This is a genomic window from Parabacteroides sp. KHUB-02, from assembly GCF_056640955.1.
In genome coordinates, this window is record NZ_JBWQEV010000001.1 from 177,073 (window position 1) to 191,411 (window position 14,339).

Consider the following 14,339-nt stretch of genomic DNA (forward strand, 5'->3'; position numbering starts at 1 on the left):
TTAACGTAATATAGGATGATTCTTTATTCTTGTATCAATATGTTTAACTATTAATTCTTGAAATTGTTTTTCCCGGTCCATGCAGAAACCCACCGTAATAGGCAAACAATATAAATGAGAAAACCATTCCATGGGAAGCGAAGGAAGGTCACGGAGTCGGGCGGCATCTTTCTCCGTGATGATTATCAATTTACTTGTAGAAGTCAACCGCTTGAAGGCCGTTTGTATTTTCTGGATGTCATGCCGATCGAAGGCGTGATGATCCGGAAAGATCAATGAGGTGACATGCTCCGTATATTTATGGATCTCTTTTTCGAGAGGTGCCGGGGATGCGATACCGGATACCAATAAAACCTCTGTAGTAGAGGCCAGCCCTTTTAATGTGCGTCTGGGGGCTTTACCGGAAAAGACGGGTTCCAGCTCCCCGTAAAGAATACGGCTGAAATAGAGCTCTTGATAAGCTGAGAGATGTATATCCTCCTCTATGATCCGGAAGTCTATAGGTTGTATACATGACTCACATTTCGTGACAATGATCACGTCCGCACGTCGAGCGCCATCCACAGGTTCCCTTAAACGGCCTGCGGGCAAGAGCTTATCTTGCGTATAAAGACGGTGGCAATCGGTTAAAAGGATGTTCAGTGTGGGGGCGACGTATCGATGTTGAAAGGCATCGTCCAGCACGATCACTTCCGGGCGCTTATTCTCTGGCAGAGCCAATAGATTGCGGATACCCCTGCGGCGATCAGCGTCTACGGCAACGAGAATATCCGGAAACTTACGTTTCATTTGGTACGGCTCGTCACCGATATCCTTGCTGGTACTTCGCTGATCGGCCAACAAGAAACCGTAGGTTTTCCGTTTATAGCCACGGCTGAGTACAGCTACCCGGTATCGGTCTTTTATCAAACGGATGATGTATTCCGTATGAGGGGTTTTTCCGGTCCCCCCGACAGTCAGGTTCCCCACGCAAATAATAGGCAGATCATACCGCTCTGTCCGAAGGATTTTCCAGTCGAACAGCTGATTCCTGAATCTCACCCCGATTCCATAAAGGAAAGAGAATGGAGTGAGGAGTTTATTGAACTTAATCGTATGATCTGTCAGCATGGTCCAGTTATTATAACGGTTTCATATCGTAAGGCATACGAGCTTGGATTCCGCAATTCGTCTTGATATTATTCAACGTCTTGAAGTACTCGAACTCATTACCCAATACATTTTTGACGATAGAGAGTTTCACCTCTCCGAGCTGGCTTTCCAAGAACTCGTCCAAGAAATTTTTGGAACCGCTGACGGTAGTTACGCTATACTGATCCAGATCAGCCAACCCCGCCGCTGTGCTTATAGCTAATTCAATACCGCCCAGCTCATCGACCAAACCTCTTTCTTTCGCTTGCTCACCCGTCCAGACCCGTCCTTGTCCGATAGCGTTGACCGCTTCGGTAGTCATACCTCTACCTTCGGCGCAGCGGGAAAGGAACGTTTGGTAGCCTCTTTCCACGTATCCTTGTATCAGTGCTTTCTCACTCTCGGTCATGGGACGGGAGAGGTCTCCTAAGTCCGAGAATGTGTTCGTCTTTACGATGTCCGTGGTCAACGCTAGTTTCCCGAATAATCCGGAGGCGTTCGGGAACATGCCGAAGATACCGATGGAACCGGTCAACGTATTCGGTTCGGCGATGATCTTATTAGCGGCGCATGAGATATAGTAGCCTCCCGAGGCAGCTACGTTGCCCATGGAAACGACCACAGGTTTCACCTTTTTCAACTCGACAACTTGACGCCATATCTGCTCGGATATATAAGCGCTACCTCCCGGGGAATTCACACGGAATACCACGGCTTTCACGTCGTCATTGTTTTTTAGCTTGATAAGCTCATCGGCCATTTTCTCCGTGATACTTTGTTCGATATCGTAAAAGTTGCCGGGTGTTTGCGCCTTAATCTCGCCTTCGGCGTAAAGTACAGCTATCTCCGGGGCGTTTTTGGTGGGTGATGCCTTGAGGGTTTTCATTTGAGCTAAGTTGGCCGATCTCAGTTTCTCTCCATTTTGTCCGGCTAACTCTTTGACATATGCTTCTACCTCCGGCTTATACTTCAATTCGTCTATAAAGCCACATTCTACCGTTTTCACCGGGTCCGCGAAGAAAAGCCCCTCATTGGCGTAATGGTTGATATCGTTCACGCTGATGCCGCGTGATTCGGCGATGCCTTCGGTTATATTATCCCAGATGGTGGAGATATACGATTGGATTTGCTCCCGGTTCGCCTCGCTCAGCTTATCCAGCATAAAGGGCTCCACGGCACCTTTGTAGGTACCTACCTTAAAAATCTGCATCTCAATACCGACCTTATCCATCAGTCCTTTGTAGAATAGGGTTTGCGAGGCGAGTCCCGTCAACTCAAGGATGCCTTGCGGATTCAAGAATACCTTATCGGCTACGGAACAAAGGAAGTAATTCCCTTGCGTGAAATTATCGGCGTAAGCTACCACGAACTTGCCGCTTTCCTTGAAGTCTATCAGCGATCGGCGGATTGCCTCCAAGCTGGCGCTACCCGAGGAGAGAAGCCCCGATTCGATATAAATCCCTGCGATCTTGTCATTCTGTTTCGCTATCCGGATCGTCTCGAGCAGGTCCTTCAGTGACAGCATGTTTTCCTTGTCGCCCATCAAGGCGGAGAATGGATTCTCCGTCGGGTTATCCGCTAGCGTCCCGTCTAGCTTGATCTTGAATACCGTATTGCTCTTGGGGGTGTAATCAGGTGTGCTACCTACGGTGGCGATATATCCTATAGTCATGGATATCAATACCGTCAGGATTATTCCCATTGCCAACATAACGCCTAGCGTTGAGGCAAACATCATTTTAAAGAATTGTTTCATATCTATTGAAAACTAATTAGATGACAAATGTACGAAAATTTCCTCTACGTCCCGGTCGCTGAGGCATACTTGTTGGTAAACATCTCGCAGAAGCTCCGGGTTGATCTTTTTGAAATCCTTTTCTAAAGGGGTGATGAAAAGACCTCCGATATCGGCAGCTCCCGGGCTGGACAGGAGATGGTCGTCGCCCTCGGCCTCGTATTGCCACGGGCGGTGGCGTTTACGAGGGATAACCGTGATTACCCAATTATTATCGTAATAGGAGCCGAAGATATTCATCATCGGCTCGGGCTCACCGGGAAGTATCGGCAAAGCGGCGTAGATCTTTTTGAAGAGCCGGGTGGCGGCTTCTTCGGTGGCGGCTTGGATGACGAGGCCGGGGCGGAGGTTGCCGGTGAGTGGGTATATACGGTTGTCGTATACACTCGCATACGATTGTCGTATAAATTGGGTTACCTCTTCATCCAGCGGCATGATGCCCCGTGTCACCGCTTGGAAGTGGGCATGATCCGGTGCCGAGGCTCCGCTACGGGGTCCATTGTAGAAGACGGTGAAGGGAGCGAGTCTCCTTGTCAGTTCCAAGAAGTCATTCCATTGCGGCAATATCAGTTGCGGAGAATGTTTCCGGGTAGGGATCGTGAAATGCTGTGGGAAGATCGGGTAGGGGTTGCACAATACCAGATGGCGAAAGCCGAAAGGCAGTCGCTCCTGTTCCACCGGCAGATTCTCGGGGCATAGGAAGCACTTGCGTTCTTTTAGGGATCGGGCATCTACCTTGGCCCCGGTGGAAACAATACGGGCGGGATTGAATTGCGCACGTATCGAGAACCCTTCCATATCGAAGGATTTTACTTGCACGGCCTCCAGTGCCTTATAGTTCTTCTCGGCCAATGGCCATGTCACGAGTTGCTTGGACAGTAATTCGGTCGCTTGCGATGAGCTGACCCAGTTGTTTGGTTTCATTGTCTTTCCATGTTTAAGCGGGCCTCGAGTTCCCAAGTCCTGATTTTATCCTTATATATATTATGGTTGTTCATTTTCACGACATCCAATGAGGCATCGGAGTTATCTTCCCAACGGCGGCAAAGGTACAGCACGTCGTAGATCCGCCCGATCGGGTACTCGCGGCTGATGCGCAGGCCGAGGGCGTAATCTTCTCCGTAACTGGTGTTCGGGAGGTTTAGTTTCCGTAGCAAGGGTGTATAAAAGGCTCGGGGCGCTCCAAGCCCGTTGATGCGGAGGGCGTTATTGCGGCCGTTCTCGGGAGTCCATTCTTTATGGTCGATAATTCCGGGCGGGATGGTTCGCATATCGAAATCGGTCATTCGGTAGGTTCCGACCACCATGGCGCATCGCTGCTCGTAGAAGGCTTCCACGATCTTACGCAGGGTATGCTCGTCGCTGTATACATCATCGCTATCCAATTGGATGGCGAACTTGCCGCAAGCCGAATGGTGTATTCCTATATTCCAGCAACCCCCGATGCCGAGGTCGTCACGCTCCGGCTGGATATGGATAATACGAGGGTCCGTGGCGGCGATCGTTTGGATTCGCTCGGAGGTGCCATCCGTGGAATGATTATCGATAATGATTAGGTTGAAAGGGAAGGACGCCTCTTGTCGCAGTACGGAACGGATAGCGTCCTCGATCGTCCGTACACGGTTACGTACAGGGATAATAACGGAGGCTTCCGTTTGAAATGTCTGCTCGTCAAAACGGACTGGCTTGAAATGAGGGGGCAAGTAGCCGCCTATCATCTTTAGGTGATCTGTACAGGCGGCTTCCATCTCGATCTGTACAAAGCGGTTCTTGGGATCTACATAGTCGAACATCTTCTCTCCGGATTTCCGTAAATCATTCTCTACTTCTGTATATAGATATTCGTTGATATGCGTCAGCGGAGCGTTTTGGGAGACTTTTAAGCGCAAGTCGTAGAGTCCGGCGAATGTATATTCCGTATCCATGGAGGCTATGGCGTTTTGTAGCGTGGAAGAACGATAGAGTAGGAGGGAGCCAAAATTGAAATCATCCCTAAGACTTCCTTTCTGGTAATCGATCACCGGATGGGGGTTGAGTTTGCCCTCCTTCTGCTCGTAATAATCGGAGTAAACCATACCGGATCTCGTATCGTCGGCGATGGCGACAAAACGCTCTAGGGCATACATGCCTAATTGAAGCTCTTCAGTCTTCGTATAAATTAACGTATAATGGGCACTGGCATAGCCGGCTATTTCCCGGAGGGTCTTCGTGCTCCATATATTCTTCGTGCGGATTAAGTTGCAGGGATAAATAGCCTTGGCGTGGGGATCGTCCGTGATTAGATAGATCTGACTCACTAAGGACGACTCGGCCAATTGCGCTACCGTTTGTCGTGTAGCCTCTATTTTTCCATAAGGGATAAAGCAATTGATTCGTTTCATTGTATATACTGTATTTTATTTTGTTGTTGAATGGAGAAAAAGCGTAAGATGGACTCCATGAGTCGATTTCGTTCCGACGGTGTTTGAAGCGCCTCAAACGGGAAACTGAGCAAACAAGTCCGATATTTCCCTTCATAAACGATTCCCGCCCCGATATTGTTCTTCGGATATCTCAAGATGGTATGGGCGAGCTTATCCGCCGGAAGTACACCGTCTACCGACTCGATCGAGTAGCAAATAGGGTTCGGACGTGTCCGGAACGTGTATCTGCCGTTTATATATCCGTAAGGGGATGCGCAACTGTTTACGATTCCCTCCTTGCTGGCATTACGGCTAGCCAACTTCCCTTTTAGTACCTCCTCGACGAACGTACGGTCTTGTGCGTTGCCCCAGCTGTCGGAGAAAAGATTCGTCCCGCTTACAAGCAAGTTGCCGCCTTGGGCAAGGTAACTGCGAAGCGTATCCTGTAAAACGGGAGTGATAACCGGTTGGCGCTGTTTTCCTAAAATCAAGTCAATAATCGGATACGTATCCGGCTTTACGACTCCCTCGGCCAAAGATTTATGGCTACATGAAACAAAGGAATAACCGGTCCCGGCCATGGCCTGCCCATGTATGAAAGGATAATCGAAGGTATTGCCCGCTATGACTTGGCCTGCGTAATTGTTGTAACTATCCCCATGCCCGTTATTATCATTGCTGTTCCATGTGGCGGAACGGCGGAATTCGAATTGATCCCCGATAAATGCGATATCATTCAGATAAGGCACTCCCCGGTCGACGGCATAAAGAAAGCCGGCTAAACTATCCGCCGCACTCTCGAAACTGGCTGGACCGCTGATCCTGTCGAATCCATTGACGATTAATACCGTCTTATCCTTTTCACCTTTAGGAGACCGGTAAACACTTACGATCTCGGAAGGGAAACTGATGCCTCCCTTATTTACGGCAGCTACCTTATAACTATGGATAATACCCGTCTCAATTGGAAGAATGATTTCTTCTCCTTTTACGAGCGTCCCGTTATCGAATCCACCGCTGTCTTTTCGACTATAAAGGATATAGGCGGTTGGTGAGGCACTCTCCTCAAGAGTATCCTGTACGGCTTTCCAGCCGATTCTCACTTTATTCGTTTCTACGAGCTCCGTATACAGACGATCGGGTGGGAGCGGTTGTACGATAGGCTCCTGTTTATTCTGGAAACAGATATAACGGAGCATCCCTTTATAGATCGCCCTACAGATAAGGAAACGGAAGCGTGGGTCTAACCCGTAACGCATATCGGCGAAGTTTTGATGGGATAGTAATTCTAATAGCATCGTTGGGACATCGGGAATACGTGCCTCTATATAAGATTGATTCCACATGCCCCGGCGGCTCCATTGAGGATTGTAAACCTTGCGGACATCGGACAGGATCTGTGTTTGGATCATGTCGGTTAGGTCTCTGGCGATCTCCCGGCTTTTCCGGTTGGTGTAGATTCCGTCGTTGCTTTTAGACATATAGATGCCGAGTGTCCCTATAATTGAGTCATCCGGGGTGGTTCCTGCGTCGGAATGGAATGCGAAGGCCATGTCGATAGGGATATGGGTCTGTTCTTTTAAATAATTAACCCATCGGGGACGTGCGTAAATGTCGTCTTGATAATCATTGTGGAAAGCGCTTTTCGAATAGATACTATCTGGCATTCCCGCCCATTGTAGCCAATATCGGGCCGCCTCGGTAAACCGTGGATACCCGCTTGTCTCTGCTTCTATCGGATAGGGACTTTCTAGCGGGCTACGTGCGATGTTCCCCATGCCGCCACCGATCTTGATCGCATCTGCCGTGATAATCTTTCCCGATTTATTGCTTTGATTCGTTAATACGATTCTCTCATGGGCTTGTTCATGTGCCGTGAATTTGAAGTTTCCCAGATAGATCCAAGTCCCACCCCCCATTGTTTGATTGACGGCGATTGTGGTTTCCCCTCCGGCATGATGGATGGTATACAGTGCCTGCTCTGTGCTGTTCGGAAAAGATTGATAGGAGGCATAGACCGCGTAATTCCCCGATTCCGGAATTTCGGGAATCCACTCGATGAGACTTTCTTTTCCTTTCCTCTGTGTGACCGTCTGCCGATAGGTACCTTGCGTAAAAGGGTTCTCCCCATTCGTATAAGTAGCTTGAATATGCCCAAATCCGGCTTTCTCCCCATCCGACCAAGCTTTCTCTCCATCCAATTCCTTATACTCGGATCCCGGAGTAGAGCGATCATTGTCGATAATGATTTCGTGTATTTGAGTGTCCCTTTCCCGGGGGATAAGAATAGTCGCTCCTGCGTTTTCAAGCATCGGGGTCAGATAAGGAAGAACAAAACTCTGCGTAAATAAGTCCTCCACGGTGCCGAACATGCGAGCCCGTTGCCATTCCCAGCGATGGGCGGTCTGGGCGTAATATAAACCATGGCTTTGCCAAAGGGCGATATGACGGTTTTGTAATCCGTTTTTTATCTCATGAGGGCTGGATAGGCTACGGGTTAGCGGGTATTTGCTCTCTTTAATGGAGTATAGCCTCTTTTTGTTGGGACGTCCTTTTCTGTCGTATTCGGGAATCAGGCTCTCAATGTCTGTACCTCGGGTCAAGATGACGATCTTGGAGGCATTGGGGAATAGGGGAGCTATACTTGCGTAAAGCTCAGAAACGTTATATTCCTGAAAAGGGATGTCCTCCAAAGCTTCATTGGCGAAAAGCGTGACTTTCTTCTTCTGTATGAGGATGGAGTCAATCTTAATGGTGCGTGAAGACACATATTGCCTTGCGAAAGAGTTTAGCTTTTGATCCAATTGCTTTTTTAAGCTTTCACTATCCTGCCCTTCTGCCGGAAAGCTCCAGAGAAAAATGGATAGTAAGGATATGATGATCCTAACAGGATAGGAGAGTTTTTCTCGCATATTTTTATAAATATTATTGGCTGTCTTATTTCTACAAATTTACGGAAAATCTCCGTAATAACCTTATAAAAAGCCCAGATTGGCGCAATTAAAATTGAATATGAAGAAGGTAGGGGCAAATTGTGGATATTGGGAGAAGTCAAATCTATGTGAACGGCAGCAAGGAGAAGAACGGATTTGTCCCTATCATGGGACGGGTAGCGATTAACGGGACGATGGTGCGGTTCAGTTCAGTTGCGAGCGAACTATTCGTGTTCATGGTCAAGACGCCTATCTGGGGAATGATTATCCCTTCTTGAAGTGTCGGGTTTGCGATAGTATCTCAATGGGAAACGGTGGTAAAGTCAATGGGATAGAGGTGTTATCTCAATGACTTTACGGCCGTGTCCCATAGGCTTTTTTTGTATCCCGGATAAGTTGGTAGGGGATGGTTCAGGGCGCAAAGGGCGCATCTTTGCGAGGTTTGTAAAACTTTTATATTATAAAAAAATTAGCGTCTTACTTATATATAGATGGAGTAATATATTTTTTTTGTAAAATGTTTTTGCGAACACGTAAAGATGCGCCCTAATGCGCCCTGTGATTTTTTTGGAAGATTTTCTTGATGTCTTAAAGTATAGATAGACAGTTGTTTATGTAATACTGTTCTCTTAGCCCTTTTTTAGTCTTTGGGGCGATATAATCGGCCTAAACTCACATTTACGTGGCCCAAAAGCACGTGTACAGAGCGATTTTCTCGTGATTCCATGAGCAGAAAGCCGTTTTTCCCGTGTGATTTCCTCTCGTCGCTAGGACCCTGTTTATCGTTTTTATACGTGTAAAAGCACTCGTGAGAGCCCTGTTTTCGGTACACGCGGTGACTCGTAAGTTAAAAAAGAGCATCACGTATTATTTAATGTATGCGATCCCCCTCGTGAAAAAAAACTTGAAAAATAATACCGGAAAAGTTTGGAGGTTATGTTTTATAGCACTACTTTTGCACCCGCATTCGAGAGAGAACGCTGGTACAAAATGATGAAACAAACTTTTAGAAAAAAAGTTCCGAAATAATTTGGAGGTTTAAAATAAAAGTCCTTATCTTTGCAGCCACGTTCGCAAAACGAAAGCGACAAAAGAGTTCTTTGATAGATTTACATAATTCAACAAGTAGTACAAGTATAGGAGAAGAAATTTTCCGGATTGATACCGTCAAAGAAGTATGACTTTGGACTACAATAACGGATTCCGGAGCGAGGATAATAAAACAATTTAAACAACGAAGAGTTTGATCCTGGCTCAGGATGAACGCTAGCGACAGGCTTAACACATGCAAGTCGAGGGGCAGCACAGGTAGCAATACCGGGTGGCGACCGGCGCACGGGTGAGTAACGCGTATGCAACTTGCCTATCAGAGGGGGATAACCCGGCGAAAGTCGGACTAATACCGCATGAAGCAGGGGCCCCGCATGGGGATATTTGCTAAAGATTCATCGCTGATAGATAGGCATGCGTTCCATTAGGCAGTTGGCGGGGTAACGGCCCACCAAACCGACGATGGATAGGGGTTCTGAGAGGAAGGTCCCCCACATTGGTACTGAGACACGGACCAAACTCCTACGGGAGGCAGCAGTGAGGAATATTGGTCAATGGGCGTAAGCCTGAACCAGCCAAGTCGCGTGAGGGATGAAGGTTCTATGGATCGTAAACCTCTTTTATAAGGGAATAAAGTGCGGGACGTGTCCTGTTTTGTATGTACCTTATGAATAAGGATCGGCTAACTCCGTGCCAGCAGCCGCGGTAATACGGAGGATCCGAGCGTTATCCGGATTTATTGGGTTTAAAGGGTGCGTAGGCGGCCTTTTAAGTCAGCGGTGAAAGTCTGTGGCTCAACCATAGAATTGCCGTTGAAACTGGGAGGCTTGAGTATGTTTGAGGCAGGCGGAATGCGTGGTGTAGCGGTGAAATGCTTAGATATCACGCAGAACCCCGATTGCGAAGGCAGCCTGCCAAGCCATGACTGACGCTGATGCACGAAAGCGTGGGGATCAAACAGGATTAGATACCCTGGTAGTCCACGCAGTAAACGATGATCACTAGCTGTTTGCGATACACTGTAAGCGGCACAGCGAAAGCGTTAAGTGATCCACCTGGGGAGTACGCCGGCAACGGTGAAACTCAAAGGAATTGACGGGGGCCCGCACAAGCGGAGGAACATGTGGTTTAATTCGATGATACGCGAGGAACCTTACCCGGGTTTGAACGCATTTCGACCGCTCTGGAAACAGAGCCTCTAGCAATAGCGATTTGCGAGGTGCTGCATGGTTGTCGTCAGCTCGTGCCGTGAGGTGTCGGCTTAAGTGCCATAACGAGCGCAACCCTTGCCACTAGTTACTAACAGGTTAGGCTGAGGACTCTGGTGGGACTGCCAGCGTAAGCTGCGAGGAAGGCGGGGATGACGTCAAATCAGCACGGCCCTTACATCCGGGGCGACACACGTGTTACAATGGCGTGGACAAAGGGATGCCACCTGGCGACAGGGAGCGAATCCCCAAACCACGTCTCAGTTCGGATCGGAGTCTGCAACCCGACTCCGTGAAGCTGGATTCGCTAGTAATCGCGCATCAGCCATGGCGCGGTGAATACGTTCCCGGGCCTTGTACACACCGCCCGTCAAGCCATGGGAGCCGGGGGTACCTGAAGTCCGTAACCGAAAGGATCGGCCTAGGGTAAAACTGGTGACTGGGGCTAAGTCGTAACAAGGTAGCCGTACCGGAAGGTGCGGCTGGAACACCTCCTTTCTGGAGCTTTAGGATTCCGTACCGAGGTCATACGAGGTATCGATCGCCTTGTGCTGCTGTTGAGATTATGTTTATTATATAGATCAATGACCGGAAGGCCGGTCGGAGAGAGAAAGATGACGCTGGGACGTAAGTCTTGGCAAAGTTGACAGTCCTATAGCTCAGTTGGTTAGAGCGCTACACTGATAATGTAGAGGTCGGCAGTTCAACTCTGCCTGGGACTACTCCGAATGAGGGGGATTAGCTCAGCTGGCTAGAGCATCTGCCTTGCACGCAGAGGGTCAACGGTTCGAATCCGTTATTCTCCACGCATCCCGCGAGGGAAAGAGGATCTTTGACATATTGGACATCAAAAAGAAGAAACAAGTAGAGCGAGCTTAAGATATATCAACCCGTACGTATGTACGAGGTGAGAGAAAGTAAGCAAGGGCAGACGGTGGATGCCTTGGCTCTCGGAGGCGACGAAGGACGTGATAAGCTGCGAAAAGCCCGGGGGAGGCGCAAATAGCCCTTGATCCCGGGATATCCGAATGGGGCAACCCGGCAGGCTGAAGGCCTGCCATCCCGTAAGGGAGGCGAACGTGGGGAACTGAAACATCTAAGTACCCATAGGAGGAGAAAATAAACAATGATTCCGTAAGTAGTGGCGAGCGAACACGGAAGAGCCCAAACCCATGTCGTCTAGGCGACACGGGGGTTGTAGGACCACGACGTGGCAAGATAGAGTCAAGTGGAACGCCTTGGAAAAGGCGGTCATAGAGGGTGAAAACCCCGTACACGACTGACGATTGAAGCCTAGTGGCATCCTGAGTAGCGCGGGGCACGAGAAATCTTGCGTGAAACAGCGGGGCCCATCCCGTAAGGCTAAATACTCCCGAGAGACCGATAGCGAACCAGTACCGTGAGGGAAAGGTGAAAAGAACCCCGAGCAGGGGAGTGAAATAGACCCTGAACCCGTCTGCCTACAAGCGGTCGGAGCATAGCAATATGTGACGGCGTGCCTTTTGCATAATGAACCTACGAGTTACCTTCCCCGGCAAGGTTAAGTACCTAAGGTACGGAGCCGAAGCGAAAGCGAGTCTGAAGAGGGCGGCCAGTCGGGGGGGGTAGACGCGAAACCGAGTGATCTACCCTTGGCCAGGTTGAAGGTTGGGTAACACCAACTGGAGGACCGGATGGGTAAGCGTTGAAAAGCTTTCCAATGAGCTGAGGGTAGGGGTGAAAGGCTAATCAAACTCGGAGATAGCTCGTACTCCCCGAAATGCATTTAGGTGCAGCCTCTTTATAGTATATCGTGAGGTAGAGCGACTGATTGGATGCGAGGGCTTCACCGCCTATCAAGTCCAGATAAACTCCGAATGCGCGATATATATTTACAGGGAGTGAGGGCGCGGGTGCTAAGGTCCGTGTCCGAGAGGAGAAGAATCCAGACCACCGGCTAAGGCCCCCAAATGATCGTTGAGTTGAACTAACGAGGTCGGATCGCAGAGACAGCTAGGATGTTGGCTTGGAAGCAGCCATTCATTTAAAGAGTGCGTAACAGCTCACTAGTCGAGCGATCTGGCGTGGATAATAATCGGGCATAAACGATCTGCCGAAGCCGTGGATGTCGTAAGACATGGTAGGGGAGCATTCCATGCGGCGTCGAAGATGAGGGATGACCCTTGTTGGAGCGCATGGAAAAGCAAATGTAGGTATGAGTAACGATAAGGGGGGCGAGAAACCCCCCCGCCGAAAGACCAAGGTTTCCTGATCAACGCTAATCGGATCAGGGTGAGTCGGGACCTAAGGCAAAGCCGAACGGCGACGCCGATGGAAGAATGGGTTAATATTCCCATACTGCCTCATGGAGTGACGTGGAGACGGAGAAGTGACAGTCCTGCCGGCTGACGGAATAGCCGGTTGAAGGGTGTAGATATTGATTCCCGTAGGCAAATCCGCGGGGAGAGTCGAACCTGAGAGTATACGGAGCGCTTGCGCAACGTAATATGGACGTAACCATGCTCCCAAGAAAATCCGCTAAACTTATCCATGCGGCACCCGTACCGTAAACGGACACACGTGGTCGGGTTGAGAATACTGAGGCGCTCGAGTGACTCACGGTTAAGGAACTAGGCAAATTGACCCTGTAACTTCGGGATAAAGGGTCCTCGTCGTAAGGCGAGGCGCAGAGAATAGGTCCAGGCAACTGTTTAACAAAAACACATGGCTGTGCTAAATGGAAACATGACGTATACAGCCTGACACCTGCCCGGTGCTGGAAGGTTAAGAGGAGATGTCATCGCGAGAGAAGCGTTGAATTGAAGCCCCAGTAAACGGCGGCCGTAACTATAACGGTCCTAAGGTAGCGAAATTCCTTGTCGGGTAAGTTCCGACCTGCACGAATGGTGTAATGATCTGGACACTGTCTCAACCGTGAGCTCGGTGAAATTGTAGTATCGGTGAAGATGCCGATTACCCGCGATGGGACGAAAAGACCCCGTGAACCTTTACTATAGCTTTACATTGAATTTGGGCAGACGATGTGTAGGATAGGCCGGAGGCTTTGAAGGGGGTACGCCAGTATCCTTGGAGCCGCCGTTGAAATACGGCCCTTCGGTTGTTTGAGTTCTAACTCCTAGGCAGGAGGACACTGTATGGTGGGTAGTTTGACTGGGGTGGTCGCCTCCAAAAGCGTAACGGAGGCTTCTAAAGGTGCCCTCAGACCGATTGGTAACCGGTCGCAGAGTGTAATGGCATAAGGGCGCTTGACTGGGAGAGATACAACTCGATCAGGTAGGAAACTAGAGCATAGTGATCCGGTGGTTCCGCATGGAAGGGCCATCGCTCAAAGGATAAAAGGTACTCCGGGGATAACAGGCTGATCATTCCCAAGAGCTCATATCGACGGAATGGTTTGGCACCTCGATGTCGGCTCGTCACATCCTGGGGCTGGAGAAGGTCCCAAGGGTTGGGCTGTTCGCCCATTAAAGTGGCACGCGAGCTGGGTTCAGAACGTCGTGAGACAGTTCGGTCTCTATCTATCGTGGGCGCAGGAGATTTGAGGGGCTCTGACACTAGTACGAGAGGACCGTGTCGGACGTACCACTGGTTTACCGGTTGTCCCGCCAGGGGCACCGCCGGGTATCTAAGTACGGATCGGATAAGTGCTGAAAGCATCTAAGTACGAAGCCGGCCTCAAGATTAGATCTCCCTGAAGGGTGGTTATAGACGATGACCTTGATAGGCCACAGGTGTAAGGGCGGCGACGTCCGAGCCGAGTGGTACTAATAGCCCGGGACTTTCCTCACGTGAGGGTTGATATATTTTAAGACGATAAGGC

5 protein-coding genes, 2 tRNA genes, 2 rRNA genes and 1 pseudogene are annotated in these 14,339 nt (G+C 49.5%); 5 read left to right on the plus strand and 5 right to left on the minus strand.

Going from position 1 to position 14,339, the window contains the following annotated elements:
• The 5 genes from lpxK to ACYIA1_RS00895 are packed head-to-tail and all read right to left on the minus strand — an operon-like array spanning nucleotide 1 to nucleotide 8,240.
• A complete protein-coding gene (gene lpxK, locus ACYIA1_RS00875) occupies nucleotides 1–1,110 on the minus strand; it encodes a tetraacyldisaccharide 4'-kinase (RefSeq protein ID WP_480334068.1) in 1,110 nt (369 codons plus the stop codon).
• 10 nt (nucleotides 1,111–1,120) lie between these two features.
• Complete coding sequence (sppA, locus tag ACYIA1_RS00880) at nucleotides 1,121–2,869, minus strand: signal peptide peptidase SppA (protein WP_122143938.1); 1,749 nt, start codon at nucleotides 2,867–2,869, stop codon at nucleotides 1,121–1,123.
• Between the two features lie 30 nt (nucleotides 2,870–2,899).
• Nucleotides 2,900–3,850, minus strand: coding sequence for a DUF4922 domain-containing protein (locus tag ACYIA1_RS00885; RefSeq protein ID WP_196010089.1), 951 nt, complete (start codon nucleotides 3,848–3,850; stop codon nucleotides 2,900–2,902).
• Nucleotides 3,847–5,307, minus strand: coding sequence for a glycosyltransferase family 2 protein (locus tag ACYIA1_RS00890; protein WP_480334070.1), 1,461 nt, complete (start codon nucleotides 5,305–5,307; stop codon nucleotides 3,847–3,849). Before ACYIA1_RS00890 ends, ACYIA1_RS00885 begins: the two co-directional genes overlap by 4 nt.
• The gene (locus tag ACYIA1_RS00895) at nucleotides 5,304–8,240 is read right to left on the minus strand and encodes a golvesin C-terminal-like domain-containing protein (RefSeq protein WP_480334072.1); all 2,937 of its coding nucleotides are present in this window, start codon (nucleotides 8,238–8,240) and stop codon (nucleotides 5,304–5,306) included. The genes ACYIA1_RS00890 and ACYIA1_RS00895 overlap by 4 nt, the downstream gene beginning before the upstream one ends.
• A 119-nt stretch (nucleotides 8,241–8,359) precedes the next feature.
• Here ACYIA1_RS00895 and ACYIA1_RS00900 point away from each other — a divergent pair.
• From ACYIA1_RS00900 to ACYIA1_RS00920, 5 genes and pseudogenes are all read left to right on the plus strand, one after another.
• Nucleotides 8,360–8,470: pseudogene (locus tag ACYIA1_RS00900) on the plus strand (integrase); the annotation flags it as partial.
• A gap of 1,022 nt (nucleotides 8,471–9,492) precedes the next feature.
• Nucleotides 9,493–11,017: ribosomal RNA gene (locus tag ACYIA1_RS00905) — 16S ribosomal RNA — on the plus strand.
• A gap of 150 nt (nucleotides 11,018–11,167) precedes the next feature.
• Nucleotides 11,168–11,241 (plus strand) — tRNA-Ile (locus tag ACYIA1_RS00910).
• 10 nt (nucleotides 11,242–11,251) lie between these two features.
• Nucleotides 11,252–11,325 (plus strand) — tRNA-Ala (locus ACYIA1_RS00915).
• A gap of 105 nt (nucleotides 11,326–11,430) precedes the next feature.
• A 23S ribosomal RNA gene (locus ACYIA1_RS00920) occupies nucleotides 11,431–14,306 on the plus strand.
• Together the 16S and 23S rRNA genes with 2 tRNA genes alongside form the textbook arrangement of a ribosomal RNA operon.
• Nucleotides 14,307–14,339 lie beyond the last annotated feature (33 nt).